Origin of the sequence: Marinobacter panjinensis (assembly GCF_005298175.1) — a bacterium.
In the GTDB taxonomy this organism is placed as follows: domain Bacteria; phylum Pseudomonadota; class Gammaproteobacteria; order Pseudomonadales; family Oleiphilaceae; genus Marinobacter; species Marinobacter panjinensis.
Window position 1 is genome coordinate 459,489 of record NZ_SZYH01000001.1, and the last position, 21,217, is coordinate 480,705.

The 21,217-nt window shown below is 53.8% G+C and carries 20 protein-coding genes and 1 pseudogene; 11 read left to right on the plus strand and 10 right to left on the minus strand.

The genetic code is table 11. The features are described 5' to 3' along the window. Positions 1-10: 10 nt before the first annotated feature. From FDP08_RS02080 to FDP08_RS02100, 5 genes are all read right to left on the minus strand, one after another. Positions 11-1,138, minus strand: a complete 1,128-nt coding sequence (locus FDP08_RS02080; protein WP_137434382.1) for a hypothetical protein — start codon at positions 1,136-1,138, stop codon at positions 11-13. After that, positions 1,131-3,635 (minus strand): ABC transporter permease, encoded by a 2,505-nt coding sequence (locus tag FDP08_RS02085; protein ID WP_137434383.1) that lies wholly within the window; start codon positions 3,633-3,635, stop codon positions 1,131-1,133. Before FDP08_RS02085 ends, FDP08_RS02080 begins: the two co-directional genes overlap by 8 nt. Then, complete coding sequence (locus tag FDP08_RS02090) at positions 3,632-4,318, minus strand: ABC transporter ATP-binding protein (protein ID WP_137434384.1); 687 nt, start codon at positions 4,316-4,318, stop codon at positions 3,632-3,634. The genes FDP08_RS02085 and FDP08_RS02090 overlap by 4 nt, the downstream gene beginning before the upstream one ends. Positions 4,319-4,327: 9 nt before the next feature. Next, entirely contained in the window at positions 4,328-5,074 is a 747-nt protein-coding gene (locus FDP08_RS02095) for an outer membrane lipoprotein-sorting protein (protein WP_137434385.1), read from the minus strand. 275 nt (positions 5,075-5,349) lie between these two features. Beyond that, positions 5,350-6,180, minus strand: coding sequence for a hypothetical protein (locus FDP08_RS02100; RefSeq protein ID WP_137434386.1), 831 nt, complete (start codon positions 6,178-6,180; stop codon positions 5,350-5,352). Positions 6,181-6,487: 307 nt separating this feature from the next. Here FDP08_RS02100 and FDP08_RS20360 point away from each other — a divergent pair, with 307 nt between their 5' ends. The 3 genes and pseudogenes from FDP08_RS20360 to ccoG form a co-directional block, all read left to right on the plus strand. After that, positions 6,488-6,865: a hypothetical protein gene (locus tag FDP08_RS20360; protein WP_206077261.1), complete on the plus strand. Its 378-nt coding sequence runs from the start codon at positions 6,488-6,490 to the stop codon at positions 6,863-6,865. Between the two features lie 92 nt (positions 6,866-6,957). Then, positions 6,958-8,364 (plus strand): aminotransferase-like domain-containing protein, encoded by a 1,407-nt coding sequence (locus FDP08_RS02105; protein ID WP_137434387.1) that lies wholly within the window; start codon positions 6,958-6,960, stop codon positions 8,362-8,364. 120 nt (positions 8,365-8,484) lie between these two features. Further along, positions 8,485-9,390, plus strand: a pseudogene (gene ccoG / locus FDP08_RS02110) (cytochrome c oxidase accessory protein CcoG); the annotation flags it as partial. Between the two features lie 15 nt (positions 9,391-9,405). Here the strand turns inward: ccoG and FDP08_RS02115 are convergent. Continuing rightward, positions 9,406-10,547, minus strand: a protein-coding gene (locus FDP08_RS02115) for an IS3 family transposase (RefSeq protein WP_137434388.1) whose coding sequence is annotated in 2 segments (ribosomal slippage) — positions 9,406-10,286 and positions 10,286-10,547 — 1,143 coding nt in all. Because the reading frame shifts where the segments join, the coding sequence is not laid out codon by codon here. Positions 10,548-10,623: 76 nt separating this feature from the next. Here FDP08_RS02115 and FDP08_RS02120 point away from each other — a divergent pair. The 4 genes from FDP08_RS02120 (at position 10,624) to FDP08_RS02135 (ending at position 13,098) form a co-directional block, all read left to right on the plus strand. Continuing rightward, entirely contained in the window at positions 10,624-11,112 is a 489-nt protein-coding gene (locus FDP08_RS02120; protein WP_137434389.1) for a FixG Ig-like domain-containing protein, read from the plus strand. Positions 11,113-11,158: 46 nt separating this feature from the next. After that, a complete protein-coding gene (locus FDP08_RS20665; RefSeq protein ID WP_137437190.1) occupies positions 11,159-11,230 on the plus strand; it encodes an integrase core domain-containing protein in 72 nt (23 codons plus the stop codon). A gap of 131 nt (positions 11,231-11,361) precedes the next feature. Next, positions 11,362-12,099: a DNA/RNA non-specific endonuclease gene (locus FDP08_RS02130; protein ID WP_206077262.1), complete on the plus strand. Its 738-nt coding sequence runs from the start codon at positions 11,362-11,364 to the stop codon at positions 12,097-12,099. Positions 12,100-12,441: 342 nt separating this feature from the next. Next, a complete protein-coding gene (locus FDP08_RS02135) occupies positions 12,442-13,098 on the plus strand; it encodes a hypothetical protein (protein WP_137434390.1) in 657 nt (218 codons plus the stop codon). Positions 13,099-13,687: 589 nt separating this feature from the next. On the opposite strand, the gene FDP08_RS02140 is transcribed toward FDP08_RS02135, so the two are convergent. The 3 genes from FDP08_RS02140 to FDP08_RS02145 form a co-directional block, all read right to left on the minus strand. Beyond that, positions 13,688-14,278 carry an exopolysaccharide biosynthesis protein gene (locus FDP08_RS02140; protein ID WP_137434391.1) on the minus strand — a complete coding sequence of 197 codons (591 nt, stop codon included), beginning with the start codon at positions 14,276-14,278 and terminating at the stop codon, positions 13,688-13,690. A 310-nt stretch (positions 14,279-14,588) separates the two neighbouring features. Beyond that, positions 14,589-14,720, minus strand: coding sequence for a hypothetical protein (locus FDP08_RS20575; RefSeq protein WP_257791947.1), 132 nt, complete (start codon positions 14,718-14,720; stop codon positions 14,589-14,591). Between the two features lie 287 nt (positions 14,721-15,007). Then, positions 15,008-15,886: a PhzF family phenazine biosynthesis protein gene (locus FDP08_RS02145; protein ID WP_137434392.1), complete on the minus strand. Its 879-nt coding sequence runs from the start codon at positions 15,884-15,886 to the stop codon at positions 15,008-15,010. A 126-nt stretch (positions 15,887-16,012) separates the two neighbouring features. On the opposite strand from FDP08_RS02145, the gene FDP08_RS02150 reads away from it, so the two are divergent. Then, on the plus strand, positions 16,013-16,900 hold the full coding sequence (locus FDP08_RS02150; RefSeq protein WP_137434393.1) for a LysR substrate-binding domain-containing protein: 888 nt from the start codon (positions 16,013-16,015) through the stop codon (positions 16,898-16,900). A gap of 579 nt (positions 16,901-17,479) precedes the next feature. Here the strand turns inward: FDP08_RS02150 and FDP08_RS02155 are convergent. Next, complete coding sequence (locus tag FDP08_RS02155) at positions 17,480-18,292, minus strand: MFS transporter (protein ID WP_228263335.1); 813 nt, start codon at positions 18,290-18,292, stop codon at positions 17,480-17,482. Positions 18,293-18,295: 3 nt separating this feature from the next. Here FDP08_RS02155 and FDP08_RS02160 point away from each other — a divergent pair, with 3 nt between their 5' ends. From FDP08_RS02160 to FDP08_RS02170, 3 genes are all read left to right on the plus strand, one after another. Then, a complete protein-coding gene (locus tag FDP08_RS02160) occupies positions 18,296-18,667 on the plus strand; it encodes a hypothetical protein (RefSeq protein ID WP_137434395.1) in 372 nt (123 codons plus the stop codon). 102 nt (positions 18,668-18,769) lie between these two features. Then, positions 18,770-19,099, plus strand: a complete 330-nt coding sequence (locus FDP08_RS02165) for an MBL fold metallo-hydrolase (RefSeq protein ID WP_137434396.1) — start codon at positions 18,770-18,772, stop codon at positions 19,097-19,099. Between the two features lie 820 nt (positions 19,100-19,919). Beyond that, positions 19,920-20,711 carry a hypothetical protein gene (locus tag FDP08_RS02170; protein WP_137434397.1) on the plus strand — a complete coding sequence of 264 codons (792 nt, stop codon included), beginning with the start codon at positions 19,920-19,922 and terminating at the stop codon, positions 20,709-20,711. Positions 20,712-21,217: the final 506 nt, after the last annotated feature.

Genomic DNA, 21,217 nt, shown 5'->3' on the forward strand with positions numbered 1-21,217 from the left:
TTTGCCCCCATCAAAAAAACCACTGGGCTTCCAGCAATCCCAGGTTGTTGAGCGCCCCGTATTCACTGTTGTCATTGCCGCCAAACAGCTGCACGCCAGCTGTCAGATACACCTCTAGGGACACCGGCAGTGTCCAGGTTGAGCGGGGATAGACCACCCAGCTGTGGTCGTCGGCGTTGCGGATGGCGACCACTCGGTACTGCCAAAACGGATTGATGTCCTGCCAAACCAGGAGGCCGGTGTAGTGACGGTCCGCGTATTGGGGCTCCCCGGCCGCCAGGCGGCTGAAAGACAGTCCCGGATCTGGCGCGGGCCGGCCGTTGTAGAAGTATTCCAGGGCAAGATTGACGCCGTTGCGGAACGACCAGTTGAGGTCCGCCACCGCTTGCCAGTAGCTGGCTTCCTCGTCGGGCTCGCTCCACACCGCTTCCATGCGCCAGCCGGTGCCGGCCAGTGAACCGCTGCCGCCGACACCAGCCTTGGTGACATCGGCGAAGGTTCCCGCCATCACACTGGCATCCACACCGGCCACGAAGCGCTTGACCCGGGCCGCGGTGCTGGCCTCGTCGTCCTCATGCTGCGGGGCATGCACGGCACTGATCCGGCCCAGGGCGCCCCAGGGCGTATCCCAGAGCAGGGCATCGACGCCGATGCGCTCATCCGGTTCCAGTTGCAGGGGGCTCACCGGGTTGAGGATATCCATGGGGTTCCAGATCAGCGCCGTGGACCAGTTCACCTGCTGCCGTCCGAAACGCCAATCCCCCAGCGGTGAGCGCCACTGCACCGTGCCCCGGTACAATTGGTGGCGGGCCACAAGATCGCCGGATTCGGTCAGCTCGCCCTGCAGGTCCCAGTATCGCGGATCCGGGGCGTCCTTGAGCAGCGCGAACTCGGGGCTGTCGAGGAAGCTGCCGGTGACCAGTTCCACATCGTAGGCCGCCTCCAGGGTCCAGTCGCCCTGGCGATAGTGCGGTTCCAGGCGCAGACGGGTGAGGTTCGACACATACGGATCGTCGTCCACCAGAGAACGCGAACCCACAGTGAGGTTCTTGAGCGAGCCGGAATGACTGAAGTCGGCCCCGGCGGGCGGCGCCAGCATCAGACTCACCGCGATTGCAGCGCATGTACGCTTAACCATGGCGAATCGCCTCCACCGGATCCAGTCTTGATGCCCGTCGCGCCGGGTACAGGGCCACCAGCACGGAGCAGATGAAAAGCAGCAGACCAGGCAGCCAGACGTGGTCGAAGATGAGCACCGGGTAAATCACGTCCGTTACTCCGGGAACGGCTTCAAAGGAGCGAGCGACGGCCGAGAGATCAATCCCCGTGTGGTTATACCAGACCACGATCAGCGTTCCGACTACACTGCCGGCGGCCATGCCCAGTAGCGCCAGAAACAGCGCCTCAAAGAGGATGGTCAGCACCACCTGGGAGCCGCGTGTGCCTAAAGCCAGCATCACGCCCAGCTCGCGGGTGCGCTCCATCACCGACATCACCATGGTGTTCATCACACCAATCGCAACCACCACGAACACCACCGACAGGATCAGGTAAAAGTCGATCCGGGTCATGTCGATCATTTGCATCACCACCGGCAACAGGGTTTCCCAGTCCTGGGCCACCAGATCGCCGGACAGGGTGCGGTTAAGGTCCCGGGCCAGAAGCGTGCTTTGGCTGCGGTCCTGCAATCGCAGGGCGATACGCGAGGCCTGGTCAGGCTGGAAACCGAGCAGGGTCCGGGCCCTGGTGAGACTGGTGAAGACGTACTCACTGTCGAACAGGTCGCTCCCGGTGCGGTAAATTCCGGCGATCGGGTAAGCACTGGAGGCGAGGTCACCACTGGCCTGCTGGACGGTGACGACCAGCTTGTCGCCCAGGCGGGCGTCCAGATCGTCTGCCAGTTTCTGGCCGATCACGATGCCGTCGCCGGCGGGTTCCACATAATGGCCTTCAACGATGTAATTCGCCAATCGGGTCACCTGCCTTTCCCGCTCCGGGTCCACGCCCACCACCTCCACCGGGCGGCTGGTCTTGGGATTGGCGACCATGGCCTTTACCTGCACCCGCGGGGCGATGGCTTCGACGTTGGGCCGCTGCGCCAGCGCCTGCACGCGGGAGGCGGTATCGGAGATACGCAGGGCCGGAGACAGATCCACATCATGGCCCCGCTGCATCACCTGCACATGGCCACTCAACTGTTGGGTGGAGTTGCGGATCATCTGCTCGAAGAAGCCATCGGTGAAACCGTACAGGAACAGATAGGCGGCGAGCCCGAACGCGGTAGCCGAGGCGGTGATCAGGGAGCGGCGCGGATTGCGGAACACCGAGCGCAGGGCCATCTGGGCAAAAATCAGCAGACGATTGTTGGCGGTGACCTCGGCACGGACCCGGCGCAGACGGTTGCTGGCGCTGCGATGGGCGTCCATGGCTTCCAGGGGCGTATGGCGACTGGCAATCCAGGCCGGCACAACGGCGGCCAGCAGGGCCACAATGACCACCACCACGCCAATGATCAGCCAACGGCCGGGACTGGTGGTGGGATAAACGATCCCGCTCAGCCCCGGCATGGTGTCCATGGCCTGGATGTAGGCGGTAAAGTCGAGGCCGTGGCTGGCGTAATAGGTGGTCACGGCCAGGCCCAGGATCAGGCCGAGGGCATAGCCCACCAGGGCCAGCAGGGTGGTTTCCATCAGCACCAGTTGCACAATACGAGACCCGGAGGTGCCCAAAGCCATCATCACCCCGAACTCCCGGCCGCGCTCCATCACGGACATCAGGATGGTGTTGACGATACCGGCCGCCACCACCACAAACACCACGAAGATAACGATGTAGGTCACCACGTTGTGGAAATCGACCATTTGCATCAGCGACGGCATCAAGGCGGGCCAGTCGAGGACTTCCACACCACGCTCGTCCAACTGTGTCTCCAGGGTTGCCACGACACCGGTGAGGCGGTCGGGATCATCCACCCGGGCGGCGATCTCCGTAACCCGGCCCCAGAAGGCATACAGGGACTGGGCTGCATCAAGAGGGATCTGCGCCACACCGCCGTCTATGCGTTTCACGCCGGTTTCAAACAGTCCCACCACCTTGAAGCGGTCGGCGCCAATGGAACCGTCCGCTGCCTGCACCACCAGGGCTAGTTCGTCGTCCAGGGCCACCTCCAGTGCCCGGGCGGCGCCCGTACCAAGGACGATTTCGTTACCGGATTGCAGATAGCGGCCCAGGACGATGGATCGGTCCAGCCGCGTGACGGAGCGCTCCTGCTCTGGCGCCACCCCCATTACCTGCAGGGCCCGGGACTGGTCGGCGAGACTGGCCAGGGCGTGGCCGGTGACCCGGGGCGTGGCGGCGTCCACTCCGGGGACATCGGCGATAGCCTCCCTCAGCTGCCATTGCTGCGGCAAAGCAATGTTCATTTCTCGATCGTCGTGGAAGCCGCGTTTGTGCACCTTGAGGTCGCCGGTCACGTAGCCGGTCATGTTATTGATCATCTGGGCGTTGATGCCGTCGATAAAGGCCCACAGGAACACCAGTCCGGCCACACCGACGGTCAGGGAGAGCAGGGTGATGCCAGTACGGCGGCGGTTGGCGCGCAGGTTGCCCAGGGCCAATCGCAGCCAGGCCATCATGACCGGTGCTCCTCACGCTCGATGCGACCGTCCTTGAGGTGCACCACCCGGCGGGCCCGCTCCATCACCATGGGATCATGGGTCGAGAAGACGAAGGTAACGCCGTGCTCGTCGTTCATCCGCCGCATCATGTCCAGCAGGGCGGCGCCGGTTTTGGAGTCGAGGTTGGCAGTGGGTTCGTCGGCCAGAACAATGGCCGGCTGGCTGACAATGGCACGTGCCACCGCCACCCGCTGCTGCTGACCGCCAGACAGTTCGTTGGGCAGGCGACCTTCCATCCCTTCCAGACCGACCTCTGCCAATATCTGCCGCGCCTTTTCGCGTCGCTCGCGGAACGGCATACCGCGCAGCATCAGCACGTATTCCACGTTTTCCTGGGCCGAAAGCACGCCGATCAGGTTGTATTCCTGGAACACGAAACCGATCTTCCACAATCGCAAGGCGGTGCGCTTCCTGCGGTTGAGGCCGGTGATCTCCTGACCATCGATCTGGATACGGCCGGAGGTGGGTTCATCCAGGGCACCGATCTGGTTGAGCAGGGTGGTTTTGCCGGAACCGGACGGCCCTACCAGGGTAGTGAATTCACCGGCCTCGATAGCCACGGAAACGTCATCGAGCGCTTTGACGGCCACGCTGTCCTGACGGTAGATGCGCGAGGTTTTTTCCACATTCACAATCGCCATGACGTGTCCTCACTGTGGATTGCGCAGGCGGCGCAAGGTGAAGAGCTCTTCCTCTAGGGGGACGTTAAACTCTATGGACTCAATCTCGATCACGGTGCGGGATTTGGCGTCGTCGGAATCCACCATGGTCCAGCGGGTCGGGATGCGGCGCCCGCCCATGGTCTCGATGGCGCTATAGGTCATTTCCTTCACCGACTGATCCCGCTCGCCGAAGTAGGTCACGGCTACGGGTATATGGTCATCGCGGATTTTGAATTCCAGGCGGCTCCACACGACCGGAGCGTCGGGCTTGGGGGTAGAGCGCACGAGGTAGACGGTCACCCCGTCCTGCTCCTCGCTGCCGGTGATTTCGTGGCTGTAGTCGTTGACGAATGAGCTTTCCTTGACCAGGTCGTCATTGCTGAAGTTGGAGCCCATCCAGGGTTGTAGCATCATCGAGGGCGGGATCTTGATGGTCCGATCCACCTTGGGCAGGTAGTTCCACATGGCATCCTTGATGCGTAGCGAGCCGATGCCGGCTTCTTTCTTGGGCGCGTGGATGCGGATCAGGGTTTTTTCGGGCCGGTCCATCCATGCTTCCAGGTCCAGCTCGCGGGTCCAGTACTCGGTCTCGATGCGCATGGTAAAACGGCCATGATTGGAATCGCCCCAGAGGGTGTCTTCCATTCCATCGACCAGCTCCTCGCCGCCAGGCGACGACTCGGCAGCGACCGCAAACAAAGGAAACAAGAGCAGGGCTGGGAGAAGCCTATTCATCACGAAGTCCTTTGTCGTTATCCTGAGACATGGCTACGTCCGACGATTACTTGACTCTTTTCCAGATTGAATCAAGTGACGTTGCCCCGTAATGACCTCCATCAAGTCCAGGGGCAGAACAATCATAAAAGCTATGAGGGTGGCGCTGCGGCCATTGATGCTTCTCTTGAGCGGATAGGGTCTGACTACATCGACCTAATGAGAATCCCCAGCCCGCAGTCTCGGGACCACTTTGGCGAGGAAGACCGGTTTGTGGCGGGAAACAGTCCAGCCCACTAGAAGTAAAACGATCCGTATATCCGTGTGCCCCGGTAAAGGTCGTCCACACGGCCTTTGAAATCGTCGTCATCTACATCAACCGCAATGGCCAATCTAGATAGTGAGGCACCCACAGAGAAATTCCGCAGCAAGCGGTACCCGGCGCCAACCTGAAGTTCTAGCAGGGAGCCACGGATTTTGTCTTCGAAGTCGAAGTAGAAGCTGTCAGTTCGGAACCTGGCCGTTAAGCGTGGTGTTACCGCGTAGTCCATCCTGAAACCAAAAACCGGCATGGGAGCGGTGGTAGACGCCGTTTCTGCGAAGTCTCCCGCAGATGAGGCCAGCCGAACCTCATAGTCCAGTACGTTGAAACCCGCAGATATCGCCAGCTCCACTCTATCTGCGTGATAAAAACTGTAGGCGTACGCAAGTTTGTAGATATCGTTATTGATAGAGCTGTCGATCTGGATACTGCGGGAGAAAGTCCGATCCCGAAAGGTGATTTCCCGCGTGATCACTCGGCTGCCATCGCGTTCAAGCTGGAAAACTGCCAGCTCTAGTCGGTGCCGGCTATTGAAGCGGTAATAAGTCTCGAATGACGGAGTGGTAATGGTGGAATCTCCATCAAGATCATTCTCGAAATCAATGGTTGTGCCAATGCCGGTTTTTGCGCCGCCCGCAGAAAACGACGTGTCTGAGTCGAAGACAAATAATGCCCCCAGCTGGATCATTCCACGATCGGGAAAGTTCTTGCCATCGGTCTCGGCCGAAAATGCTTCAGTTGAGGTCAGGGTGGTTCCGAGAAGTATCGGTAAGCAGGCGAGCTGCAGTAGCTTTTGCAGTTTCATGCGATCAAGCCTCCGGCCTTTTTGTGTTCTGACAGGACGGCTTAATCTGTCTGTTTAACTGATTTTAGTTTAGTTCGGCGATGGTGATGAGCAACCCATTTTGTGTAAAAGACGGGGCGACTACACGCCAGAAAATTCGTGAATTTTGAAGAAATCCAATCAAGGCTTGATGCAAGCAAAGCTCAATTGCTGGGTCTTGTGACTGGCCCGATATTATTCCATGTGTTCCTAAACCCTAAAAAGTGACCTAATCTGATAAGGCCATTGAATCCTTTGAAAATCATCCGAATTGCTGGAGATTAGCCAGATGAAAACAAAACCATCGATCCTGCTCGGTCTTGCATTAGGCATTGGGGTGACCGGATGCTCTGCAATGAAATCTTCTGAGCCCTCTGACACTGTCACAAAGACATCCGACTCACCAATGGCTCAGTTTAAATGCGCGGACCGTAATGGCAATGAATATATTGATCAGTCTGAGCTCGTAAATTTGCGCCAATGCGGTATCGGAGAAGATCTCGCTTGTGGGAGTGTTCCAGAGTCAAGCAAAGAGCGACCTGCGAAAACCGACTTCGATCTTGGACTAAGATTTCTGCAGATTACAGACGCTGACGGAGACGATCGGATCAGCAAACTGGAATTTCGGGCTCATTGTAACGACGACGAATTTCGTACTTCTTATTAAAATTTAGTACGTTCTGTGGCTACTCTTTAGCACTTTGAATAGGTGCAGGTGTATGAAATTGCCGATGCATCAGGGCAAGATAATGGCGATAAATGACTGACGAGTACCGCTATCAGCAACTGGAAGGCTGGTTATTGAAGGGAATCCTGGACCAGCGTTGGCGGTTGGGAGAGCGCCTGCCTTCGATCCGAACACTGTGTGCCGAACAGAAATTGTCCAAGGCAACGGTTCAGCACGCCCTGCAGCGACTGGAGGCCCAGGGCCTGATCGAGGCCCGCCCTAAAGCCGGCTACTTTGTTTCCTTGCAGCCGGACGGAGTGAAGAAGCCGGTTAGTCGTGCCCGGATAGAAGCCCCACGCCCGGTAAATGTCAGCGATCTGCTGCTGGATATCATGGGCCGTAGTGCGGCGTTTGATTTACTGCCGGATCTTCACCGTGGCGACCTTCCGCCAGGAATAGTGACTCTGAACCGTTCGATAGGCCGGGCACTGCGGCGCCAGAAGGGCGAAGACTCCCAGTATTACGATAAGCCTGCAGGGTTTGTCGGCTTGCGGGAGCAGTTGGCGCTCCATCATGCCAGGCGAGGGTGGGCCGTCTCACCGGAACAGCTTTGCATCACCTCAGGTTGCCAACATGCTCTGTTTCTGGCGTTGATGGCATCCTGTGAGCGTGGGGATGTGGTCGCTGTCGAATCCCCGGGATTTTATGGTGTATTGCAACTTCTGGAACAGCTTGGCCTTAAAGCGGTGGAAGTGCCCACGTCCTTGGAGACGGGCATGGACATGGATAGCCTTGAGGAAGTACTTGAGCGTTGGAAGGTAAGAGCCTGTATTGTATCTCCTTCATTTTCGACACCGGGAGGTGCGTTGATGCCGGAGCCCGACAAAAAACGCCTGCTTTCGTTGGCGGAACGGCATGACCTCGCGGTGATCGAAGACGATATCTATGGAGATACGGCACTTGGTCGTTCTCCTGATCCGCTGAAGGCCCTGGATGGTGAGGACCGGGTGATCCTGTGCAGCTCTTTCTCCAAATCCCTGTCCCGGGATTTGCGGCTTGGCTGGATATCCGGTGCGCGATGGCACGACAGGATCCTTCACCTGAAGCTGGTCACCCAACTGGCCAGCAGCCGCTATCTCCAGCAGGGCGTGGCGGACTACATGGCCGATGGCAGTTTCACCTCCCATCTTCGCCGTCAGCGCCATGAACTGAGCGCTAACAGGGACAGGTTGATTGCGTCGCTCCATACCTGGCCCGGGGAGGTGCGCGTCAGTACCCCGCAAGGTGGCCTTACCGTCTGGGTGGAGTTGCCGGAGACGGTCGACACACTGGCGGCATACACGAATGCCCTGAAGCACGGCATCATCATCACACCGGGCCCGCTGTTTTCGGTATCTGGCCAGTTCGAAAACTGCGTGAGAATAAGCTTCGCCCATCCCTGGAACGAATCCCGAATGGACGCTCTCCGGCAATTACCCGGTTTACTGCACATCGAGTAGAAACGTCTGGCCGTATCTGAAAAACTGTACCCATCAACATTATAAAAAGTGAGACTGTGCCCATTAGGTGCTAAGCATTACTCTCCCCGCCAGTCCAATTATTGTCGGGGAGAGTATCCGTTGAGTAACGCCATTCCTGTTCGTAACCTTGCCGTAGGGCCTGACGACAACGGCAAAATCCACACCCGTAAGTTCCAGGGCTTTTTCAGACGCTTGAGAATTGCCGGCGGAACACTTCTGTTTACCCTGTTTTTCGGCACCGTGTGGTTGTCCTGGGGCGACCGCCAGGCGGTGTTGTGGGACTTGTCCGAAAAACAGTTTCATATATTTGGCAGCACCTTCTGGCCCCAGGACTTGGTACTTCTGTCCGCTATCCTGCTCATTTGCGCCTTCGGACTGTTCTTCATAACGGTCGTTGCCGGCCGCGTATGGTGTGGCTACACCTGTCCACAAAGTGTCTGGATGTGGGTATTCATGTGGGCCGAAAGGGTGGCAGAAGGTGACCGAAACCTACGCAAAAATCTGGATAAGGCGCCTTTGTCACCATCGAAGATCTACAAACGGGCGTTAAAGCACGGAATATGGCTGGCAATCAGCCTGGCAACCGCTGTGACTTTCGTTGGCTATTTTGCCCCAATCCGGCAGCTGGTTACGGATCTGTTCACCCTGCAGGTCACTGGCATGGCCGCGTTCTGGGTGTTCTTCTTCACTGCCGCCACCTATCTCAATGCCGGCTGGCTTCGCGAAAACGTCTGCCTGCACATGTGTCCCTACGGGCGCTTTCAGTCCTCCATGCTGGACAGGGATTCCCTGGTCATCAGCTACGATGCCCAGAGGGGAGAGAACCGGGGGCCCCGCAAAGCCGGCTCGGATTACAAGGCTGAAGGCCTCGGTGATTGTATCGATTGCCAGATGTGCGTTCAGGTCTGCCCAACCGGCATTGATATCCGAGATGGCCTGCAGATGGAATGCATCGGATGTGCGGCCTGTATTGATGCCTGCGATTCCATCATGGACAAAATGGATGACCTTAACCCCGTTTTAGTACCGCTCATTGTCAGAAAAATCCGGCTCTAATTGCGGTTCCAGATAACCTGAAACAGCGTGTTTTCGGGCGTAGTCAGAGGGCGTCGACCACCCCAATGCGGAGTGGGGTCTGACTTGATTATAGAACGTTCTCCAAGCCTCAATCTTCTGCTCGGCATCTGTCAGTGACAGGAACCAGTTCTCGTTCAAGCATTCCTGGCGGAGTCTGCCGTTGAATGACTCCACAGTCGCATTGTCCGTGGGCTTGCCGGGCCGAGAGAAATCAATTTCTATCTGTCTCTCATAGGCCCACCGGTCCATGACCTTGCCGGCGAATTCGGAGCCGTTGTCTGCTTTTAGTAGTTTCGGGTTACCTCGAAAACGAGCGATCCGCGTCAGTGCTTCTTTGACGTCTTCGCCTTTCAGGCTTTGTCCGACGATGATGCCAAGGCACTCCCTAGTGAACAGGTCAATGATGGTCAGCAACCGCAGCCGGCGGCCGTCAAACAGGGCATCCGATACGAAATCCATGCCCCAGATGTGATTGGGAAACTCGCCCTGAGACACGGGCTGCCGGTTCTTCGCAGCCTTGTTCCGCCTGGGGCGTTTCAGGCGCAGAGACAGGCCCTGCTCACGGTACAACCGGTACACGCGTTTGTGGTTATCCTGCCATCCTTCACGTTGCAACAACACGTGGACACGACGGTAGCCATAATGGATCCGCACCTGGGTGATCTCCCGGATCCGCATCGATAGCGCAGAGGCGTCACGAGTCACCGATTTGTAGTGATAGGAGGCTCTGGAGAGTCCCAGGACCGCACAAGCCTGCCGCTGGCTGACTCCGAATCGCTTCTGGAGATCATCGACCAGCTGACGCTTGCGAGGCGGTCTCAGATCTTTTTTGACAGCACATCCTGAAGCATGGCCTTGTCCAGGCTCAGATCCGCCACCACCCGTTTCAGGCGCTGGTTTTCCTCCTCCAGCTGCTTCAAGCGTCTGAGTTCGGAAGGCCCTAGTCCGCCGAATTTCTTGCGCCAGGTGTAAAACGTGGCGTCAGAAATACCCATTTTCCGGCAGACTTCCGGAACCGGCGTTCCCAACTCCGCCTGCTTCAGGGCGAAGGCAATCTGCTCTTCGGTGTAACGGGATCGCTTCATGGCATGACCTCCTGTTCAAGGGTCTATCATGCCGGATTTTCCAGTTTTAAACGGTTAAGAATTCCGGGTCAGGGTCATGGACTATGCTCCGGGCCTTATCCGTTATACCAGTGAAAGGGAACTGGAAGGTGGACGACTGAGGATCCTCCGCCCAAGGCTGCTGGGATACGGCGCTCTGTTGGTGTCGTTTATTGCCATCTTTTCCTGGGCGATGATGGTCAGACCCATGGTCGAGTTTGGTGTGGTCAAAGACAGGGGACTGTTCCGGTTCGACGAAAAGGGGAATATTGAGAACAGCTATATCCTGAAAGTGCTCAACAAAAGTCAGGATAGCCAGACCTTCGAGTTAAGTGTCAGCGGTATGGACGGCCTGAGCCTGATCGGACATCAGAACATCGTCGTGGGTGCGGGCGAATGGCGTGAAATGCCAGTATCGGTAACCGCGGTACCGGAGGCACTTGATCGTGGCGTGACTGATATAGCGTTTTACCTGGACTCAGTAAACGACGGCGGCCAACGTCTGGTCGAAATCAGCCGCTTTATCGGGCAGCCGATGGCGCCGTAATCGGTGTGTTCCTAAAAGCACTTATTGAACGACCACAAGAACTTTTTTGTCACTGGCTGATGCCGAACACAAGGTTGAGGTTTGGAGAACGTTCTATAATCAAGTCAGGCCTCATTAAGCGCTCATAATTTTTCGATCTGAATTCTGTTGGAGATAGCTTATTCACCAATAATTGATCTCTCTAACTGGCACTGAGTATAAGCTGAAATCACACATGCATTATACGAAGCCACAGTTCGAGGTAATGATTTGAAACACTTGGTTTCGACAGTGGTTATTGTGTTCTTCTCCGCGACCGCAGCAGGCGATGTACTGTCAGTTCATTGTCCGCTCGGTTGTCCGTCAGTTGCTATCGGCAATGACGTGGTGTTTGGGCATGTCTATGCACTATCCAACAATCCAGACACAAAGTTTGCAGACTGGGTTGCTTATGAAGTTAATGTCTTGAATTTTGGACCTTCACCTGGGCGTGTGTGGAAAGCCGACCCTTTGATAGAGGGCGACAAAACTCTTGAAGAGGATGACTACCGAGGAGCGAACGCTAGCGCCCTTGAAGCAGACCGCGGACATCAAGCTCCTCTTGCGTCGTTTGCAGGTTCGCATTACTGGCCAGAGTTGAATTACCTTAGCAATATCACTCCCCAAGATAGGGATTTGAACCAAGGACCGTGGCTCGGATTAGAGGAGGCTGTGCGTAATGCAGTCAGCTACGGGAATTCTCTTTACGTTATCACTGGCCCACTCTACGTCCTTTCGATGATAACCCTGCCTAATGCAGATGAGCCTCATCTCGTCCCAAGCGGTTATTTCAAAGTCGTTTACGACAAGGATAGATTGGGAGCCGGTTTTGTTATGCAACAGAATGTCGACAGAGGGAAGGACTATTGCGAGACAAAAGATTCATTGCTTGATATTGAAGCCTTGAGTGGTGTGAAGCTGCCCCTGTTAATTGAAAGTTCGATTATTTATCAAAGGCTTGGATGCTAGGTTTGAAGGGCAAGGAGCGGTATAGCCGTTGTCCAGGCTAGGTGGGCCTCCCTGTTTTTCTGAGCACCCATTCCAAACCTATTAATTCAGCATCCCTTTACTACCTTGCTTTTCACCAACAATTTTTTACAGACTTTCAAAATTGCTGGAGGGGTATACCGTCGCCGAATTGTTCGAGGCCAAGAGTGAGGTTCTCAGGCTGCGTGCCCAGACGCGACGGATTGGATCTATCACCAGCCACTTAATTATGACTGGAAATGCAGCACCGTCGCAGAGAATGTTTGCTATGTTTCTATCTAATATGACCCCAACTGCACTTGCAGGTGGTAACCGGTTTCCTTCATGGACGCATTAAAAATGAACGCTACAAAGAAATGCCCCCGATCCAACGGTTTTTTGATCGCCACCATCCTTGCCTTCCTGTTATTTGGCGGGTGCGCCTCTGGCCCGGAGGTAACAAGCGTTCGCAAGTCACCCGACGTTTCGCAATCCCCCCGGAATCTGCTGGTGCTGGCGATCAGTTCCGATGAGGAAATTCGGGCAGTAATGGAAAAAGCCCTGGTGGCCCGCCTCAAAAATGCAGGATACCAAGCTGAAGCCTATGGCCCTGTGACGTCGATGCCCTGGGACGATCCCGAAGCGCTGCAAAAGAGGGTTCAGCAACGGGGGCAGCCACAAGGGGTCGACGGGGTATTAACCGTTTCTCTGGTTAGCAAGAAAAAACAGATTGACCACATTCCCGGCCAAGTCGTGTTTAATCCAGTAGTAACAAGCATTGGACCGCTCGCGTCCGTCACCTATATGGAAACCATGGTGATACCGGAACGCTTTGAGGAATCAACCCGATACGTTTTGCGTACCACACTCTTTGACAGTAAATCCGGCGACTCCATCTGGCAGATGTTCTCCAGTACCGTCGACCCGAAATCCTTGGAACAGGCCACCAGAGACTTTTCCCGCGTCGTCGTTCGCGAACTACAAAAATCCTTCACGGAATGAGCGCCCCCTGACAAGCCGTACTCCCTCGACCACACTGAATACGAACCATATCTCATCGAATATCAGGGCTATGGTTTGGATGACCTGTTCAAGCTTAATGCTGAAGTGGAATCGGTTGTCGACTTTAGGGGAACGACGGTCCACTTCAGGGGTAGGATACGAACTGATGACCCTGGAATCGAAAGGTTGCGACCAACGACCTATCTTCATGCCTACATTCGTTTCTCGGGTCTGCGTTCTGGGACTGATTATTCAGAACACGCTAAGACACTCAAGGTGTTAATCGACCATTGTGCCGGGCAGACCATTCTCGTATTCAAGAACGTCGACTCTGAGTGGAAACAGCACGTTGATTCATGGACGCCTCAGTAAATTGAACCGGGGGACAGAGTTGAATTCTTTCCCCCGACTATAACCTGTCCCGCTGTAATTACCCGATCACTTGAGCCAGGGCACTTTTTCACGTTTTAAGGGGGCAGTCAGTCCAACTAAATAGTTAATATACCTAAGCTGAAAAACGTTAGTCTAGAAGAGAAGGCTCAATGCCAAAACCGTTAATTGCCCATTGAACCCGAGTGAAAACGAACTTCTAAGGCCCTGTTACGCTAGAGAAAACCAGCCAGAGGGTAGACGTTGTGACAACGATACCCAAAAGGGCAGCCAATCCGTCGTGTGCTAACAGGGCCAACCCAAGCAGGGTGAGCGACAGCCCCGCGCCAACCGCGGAGAAAGGCACAAGCTCCATCGGCGGCATCATTAGCGCTATAACAATGCTGATAAGGGCGATGACATAAACCCCAACTCCATTGATGAGGAAGGTGAGGCGTGGACGAAGGAAGAAGTCAATAAATCTGGCGGGGCGAAGCATCCAGCGGCGGGACGTTTCAAGCTTGGAGCGAGATACGGAGCGATTGAGAAGCCAAGCAGGAAGCCAAAACGATCGCCGACCGAATAACAACTGCACCGACACTAGCAAGATCAGTACGGCCATAACTGTAGGGACACCCGGGATACTTCCTATGGGCAATAAGGTGACGAGTCCGGGCAATAAAAGCAGTGGCGCAAAAGAGCGACGCCCCAGCGCGTTTACCACCGCTCTGGTAGAGGTATGGTCACCGTCATGGTCTTCGGCTTTTCCGATGCGCGTCAGGATGTCTTCAAGACTGGCGGGCTCTTCCATTACGATCCACCTCTGGGCGCTGAATGGTCTCCGTGAATTTACCATCCCCAGGCGACCCCCATCCGTGCGGTAACGGACTGTCGGAGGTGTTGGAGTTAGCATAGAGTTGCCCGGGCCAGGGCATTCCTACCGGGTTGCCGGTAGAGCAACCGATGTGCAAGTGAGGATCAAAATCCAGTCCTGACAGGTCTAGCCTGCGCACCAGCACCCCTGCGGTCCGCGCCCCCTGGCAGAAGAAGGCCTCCGCCAACGCTCCGCAAAAGCTATCGGCGCGGGGGTGCCTACAAAAATTCCGGCTTCGAGACAATTGCTAGCCGATCAGTTGATTTTCGTTACGCTTCTCAATGGCCTGAATTTTGCCAGCAGCATAACTGAGTGTAACGGCTAGAGTGAAAAATGCCGCCAAGCCGCCAAACAGAGTAATTACAGGGATAATGTTCATTAGTTCAGAAACCTCCAGTGGTTTGTCGTTGTGGCGTGCTTCCGTTTCCAGAAGCCTTTCCTATCGATCAGGTTCAGCGAACACAATTCGTTGGCTGCCACATAGGTTACATGCTCATCATTAGTGTACTAGGTATAGGCTCTCCAAGCCGTATGGAGAAACCATTACTCGGTAGACGAACACAGAAAGTACTAAATTCGGCATCCAAGTCAGAAATACCGCGAGCGGCGCGGCCCCCCTCGGGACGAATATCACCAGAGCCCGGATGTATTAAACGTGTCTCAGAATCACCATAATTCAACTTCTGTGGTTTCTTTGAGAGCTCCCCGTCCTCCGGCAAACAGGCTTTCTACGTTGCCATTAGCGCCAATATGTAAACGGACATTGATAACGCTAGGTGAGGGCGGTGACATCCAGCGTCCCTGCTCAAGTGAGAACTCCGCTTTATCGATGCCGAGATGCTCCCGCAGATAACATGCTAATGGGCCAGCAGCCATGCCCGTAGCGGACTCTTCCTGTATCCCATACCGGGGCGCGAACATTCGGGCCCCTGCGTCCCGTCCATATTCGACGCCATCAAAGGAAAAAACGTAAAAACCGATCAAATCAAGAGCGTCACTGAGCTTCTCAATCAAATCAAAGTCTGGCTGGAGACGCTTGATAACCTCAGCGTTGCGAATACCGATCACGACAAAGCTATTACCTGTATTCACGAGTTTTGGCTCGGCCCCCGCAATCAGGTCAGCGCTGGTTATCCCGAGAGCAGCGAGAACCAACTCCAAATCGGCATCAGTTAATTGCTCGTACCGGGGGGCTTTTTGCTCCATATACGCCAAGTCGCCCTCCATGTTTATTGAGCGTCGTCCATCAATCGTTTCCTTGGATGACTGATCGTGGGTCAGCAGACCGTTTTGACGCAGATAACTGAATGTCGCGATCGTCGCATGGCCGCAGTGAGCGATCTGCCGGGCTGGCGTAAAGAATTCCAGCTTTATATCTGCTGACTCAGACGGAGAAACAAAAGCCGTTTCCGACAAGCCGACAGCCGCCGCGATCTTCTGTTTTTGCTCATAACTGAACCGCTCAGCGTTCAAAACAACACCTGCCGGGTTTCCACCGGAATCGCCGTCAACAAAGGCACTTACGATTGGAACTTCAATCTTCATGGTGGTTTCTCCTTAGTGCTGATCTGGTTTGTGTCACCTGAATTCTTTCAGTCGACGGTGATGGGAACAAACGGGTAAAATGGTTCTATGCTTAATTAAAAGTTAACCGTAAGCTGAGCGAATCCAATGCAGAAACTCCCTCCACTCAGGGCATTACAGGCCTTTCGCTACGCCGCCAGAGAATTGAGCTTCAAGGCCGCAGCGGAGGCGCTGAACATTTCCCAAGCGGCCGTCAGCACCCATATCCGTGGCCTCGAAGATTTTCTGGGTTTGAAGCTCTTTGTTCGTTTAACCCGGCAAGTGCAATTGACGCACGAAGGCAGGGCGCTTTCAGGGTATGTAGAAACGGGATTTCAAGAGCTGGAGAGAGGCATAGCGCTGTTTGCGCCGAATTCTGATCCCGGGCGTTTAACCGTGGCAACGGTGCCATCCTTTGCCAGTCGGTGGCTTGTTCCCAGAATTGACTCGTTCCTGAAAGCTCACCCGGAGATCCAGCTAGGCCTGCAACCCAGCGTCCAGTTGGTGGATTTTCAGGGTGATGGTGTCGACCTCGCGATTCGTTTTGGGAGGGGGGACTATGCCGGGCTCGAATCCAGACCATTACTCGAAGAGAAACTGCTGCCGGTCTGTCACAGCATGCTCATTGATAACGAGCCTGTGACGCCCGAGAGCCTGGCGAGGCTTCCCTGGCTTATCGATCAATCGATCGACATGGAAAGCTCGTGGATTGCGTTTCAGGAAGAGCTTGGCATCGAAATATCTGAAAGCTCGATAACGCTGCGAGTTACAGAGGGAACGACGCTTGTAGAAGCCGTGCTTGCAGGCAGAGGTATTGCGTTGATGCGGTACAGTCTTGTTGCCGATCTACTTAAAGCCGGCTTGCTTCAGTGCCCAATCGACATTTCGGTGCCGTCGGAATACCAGTATTACCTCGTTGCACCAGAGGCAAAATTTCGCACGGACAAGGTTCGTGCATTCGTTTCGTGGATTACCGGGGAAGTGGGCTCAAATTAGCGCTGAAGACCCGAGCTAATGGCCAATTTTGGGGGAGACATCAACTCCCCCTTAAATCAATGTCCCAGTATATCGGTTTCATTTTTCTTTGCGTTTTTCTCCTTCTTTTTTTCCTTGGCGGTTAAAAGCGGTTTCTTTTTAGTGTCTTTTTTTCTGTCCTGGCTTTTACTCATGCGGTCTGTCCACCTCTGTCTGATGCCCATGCTTTCAGCATCCAGTATGAACCCAATTTCGAGTAACTGATAGGATTTAGAGCGTGGCTCACACATTGGCAATCGCTCACTCGACCTGGCGCTCGTGAGGAACTTTCCAGGACTCAGCCGGAGGACGTTAAGAAGAAATACTACAATCATGGACGACCACAGAAAGTACTAAACCCTTCCCAACCACGAATCAGTAACTTGCACCCACAATTCCACGCAAAGTACTACACAAACTTAAAGTGAATTCTAGAATAGAGGGCTAGTTTCGATTTGCACACAAAGTACTAAATTAGGCGTCCAGGTCACGACTGGAAAAGGTCAGGGCAGAAGGGAGTTATGGTTAACCGACTATTCCATCGTTGCCTCTCGGGTACTGTTAGCGGTACCCCTTAAGAAGCCTGTTGCCGGACCCAACCAGTAAGATCGCCAAGCCGGATAACAGGGCGCTGCCGATAAATGTCGCATGGATTCCAATCAGGTCCAGCAATATTCCGCCGAGCCCGGCGCCCAAGAGGATAGACGCCTGAATGGCGGCAACGATCAAGCTGCCTGCTGCCTCGGGTGAATCATCAACATTCTGTGAAAGCCATGCCATCCAGCTAATGGACATTGTCGTTTTCATTGCTCCCCAAACGGCAAGCAGCACCGCCCTGACAGCCACAAATTGCCCAAAGCCAAGTAGTCCCAAAGTGACGGCCGCCATGACCAAGGGCACCAACTTCAGCAACCGGGTAACGTGGTTATTGGCAAACTTCCCACCAGCCCATGTACCAATAAAGCCGCTACAGCCGAGTACCAGAAACAACTGGGACAGCGTGATCACATCAGCACCTGCGACGTTTTCAAGGAAGGGGCGCAGATAGGTAAACATCGAAAAGGCACCTGCAAATGTGAAGATCACGGCTGCAATACCCCGAGCAAAATAAGGGCGTTTTAACACGTCTAACAGTGAGCGGAATGATTGCCGATCATTTGCGGGCATGGAGGGCAGCACAAGGAGTTGCCACATAAGAGTCACGGCAACAATGGGAACCAGAACCCAAAATACCCCGCGCCAGCCGATGATTCCACCCAGGTAACTGCCGATCGGCGCGGCAAACGCTGCAGCGACAGCCTGGCCGGTATACATAACGGCCAAGGCTCTGGACACGCCTTCCTTTGGTACCAACCTCATGATAACTGCCGCTATGAAGTGGAAAAAGTTTCGGGCCTCTTCGCCATCGTGATCGCATCACTGGCGTTGAGTGGGTACGCCTATCTGCAACATCCAAAATTTGGTGCGATTGCAGAGGTAGCTAGCCTGGATCGTTCGCCAAATTACGTCGATGGTCGATTCCAGAATCTGCAGCCCGACCCGGAAACAACAATTAATGAGGATGACCAGAAGGGCTGGATCGATATGTTGATGGGCGCCGACAACGACAAAACCCCGCCGGGCCCAGTGCCGACAGACGTCACTGACCTGAACAGCCTTGACAGGGCAGAGGACATAGTCGTTTGGCTTGGGCATTCCTCTTTTTTATTCAGCTTGCCGGCAAACGGATATTTATTGATCCAGTGCTGAGCCAGAACGCGTCACCTGAACCTTTAACGAATGAAGCCTTTAAGGGCGCAAGCCCGTTTATCCCTGACGACATTCCCGATGTCGACTATCTGTTGATCTCCCATGAATTGGGATCACCTTGACCATCCAACCCTGATGGCCATGAAGGGCCGTATTGGTGACGTCATCGTTGGCCTGGGCGTCGGTGAGCATTTTCGCTCCTGGGGGTTTCCCGAGGATCAGATTTATGAGGCGGACTGGGATACAACTCTAAACCTCGATGAAACTCTGGCAATCCATATCTTACCGGCCCGTCATTACTCAGGCCGCTGGCTTGAAAAGAATCAAAGCCTTTGGGTGAGTTTCGCCCTGGAAACAGCGGATTGGAAAATATTTTTCAGCGGCGACAGCGGTTACGGCGAGCACTTCAAAGCTATCATCCCTGCTCATTAGGTCCGTACTAATATGTTCGTAGATGGTTTTGTTAGGTTTCTTTGCCACTTCACAGCCATAGTCAAAAGTTTTTTTCGGCGTCGGTATGTGTCTAAAAAAAATTCTTTGTTTGTCTTTTTTCATTTTTCACCTTTTAGTTTTATATATTTAAATAGCTTAAATACACGATATTTAATTTAGAAAATAAATTCATTATTTAGTAATAAAAAAAATTCCGAGCAATCAGTGCTTTACAGATTTTAAATTGGAATATAGATTGCTTTAATTTATGATCATTCAGATGCGTTAATAACTGATTGCTAATAAAATAATTGAGAAATTTTTATTATTTGTTATGAAAAGTGACGGCAATATCATTGGCCAAGTGCTATGGGGTATTACCGTTTGGCTCAGGGGCCATTCAAAGTCTCGATAAAGCCTGTCTAATCGCTTTTTAGCAGATGCTTGGCGGGCGAATTTCATACTGGCAATGTCTTGAAAAAAAATGTCGATTTTTTTTACGCCGGATATTTCAATATCTTTTATCGAAATTTAAATACATTTTAATACAATGACATATATTTACTGGTATGGAATTTGCGCGCCAAAGAATGAAGCTTGGGATTCTAACAACTCTTAGAAATGAGCCATGGATTTTGAGTAAAGAATAATTGTTACCCTCTGTTTCTTTGCTTTATCAATGCCTGCATCAAGAAGCTGTCAGGCACCAAAGAAATCGAGGTACTTGCTAGCGTAGAAACTGGCTTACCGAAAGCCAGCCTAAGTTACTTGTATATACCACAAACACATTATTAGTTGTTATGCGGCAGAAGGGGACCTTATGGCACAGGGCAAGCTGACATTGACAGACAGGCTCATCGAGGGCTACGAGGTCGCGAAGAAGCCGATCGCCTACATTGTTATGCTCGCTGCGCTTCTTCTCCACTCGCTGCCGCCTGACCTTCTGCCTGCCAATGTAGCGGAGCTTTCGTACTCGGTTCTTCTGGTAGTTCTGGCCCTGATCCTCATGCAGATCATGTTCGAGATATACGAGAAGGTCGTAAAGAGCCAAAAACAAATGAACATCATTTACTCGAACGAACTCCATACCAAGATTTCGGAAATTGTTTCCAACGAACGCGTCGTCACCATTAAGTATCTTGGTGTCGCCGGTCGGCATGGCTGGACGAGCGTTCTCGAGAAACTTCTGAACGAGAATGACCCTGACTCGCTGATCGCCAATCGTACGCAATTTCAGATCGACATTGCACTTCTCGACCCCAATGAGTGTAAGACGAACGAGCGAATCTACCGTCGTTTTCAATCGGTTTCATCCATATCTGAAACCGTCAAGTTCACCGCGAAGCATGTTGCGGAGATCGCACCAGAGTCCGAACTAAGACTTCACTTCTACAGCCATATGCCAAACATGCTTGGGTTCCTGATCAATGATAACTACCTTTTCGTCACATATGCATACTGGGAGTACTTGCAAGGTGAGCTAACGCTTCGAGCTGGCGGTACCGACTACTTTGTCTATGACAAGAATGACGATTTCGGTGGTCAAGACATTATCAAGCGGTTCTCGGGTTGGTACGACTTCATTCTCGAATCAGAAGAGGGCGCCCTGTAACGAGGGTTGACCCGCCCCTCGCTTAACACACATATGCTTTCTCGGGTTCAATAGGCAAAATACTCAGGGCACTCGGCCAAGCAGTCACAGTAGTTCCACTGAGCGATCCCCATTCAAGCGCAAAGGGGCTCCGCGCATTGTCACTTTTGAACATCCGAAAAACATTACTGTAAAAAATCTCAAAAACACTACAGAATCATAGCGTGGAAAGGTTTAGCACTTTGTGTTGTCGTTCAATTAGTGGACGACCACAGAAAGTACTAAACTTCCGTTACCAAATAACAGTGACTTACCCACTAAAATCCACACAAAGTGCTAAACAAACTTGAAGTAGATTCTAGAATAGGGTGTTTCTTCCGGTTTCCACACAAAGTGCTAAATTCGTCGTCCGGCTCAGAAGCCGGATTTTTCCAACTCCGGGTGGACCTGAAACGGGGTCAGGGTCAGGCCCGCTGGACGGATTGCAAGTCCAGGCAACTTCTTTCATCTAGTCATTAGAAAATTAG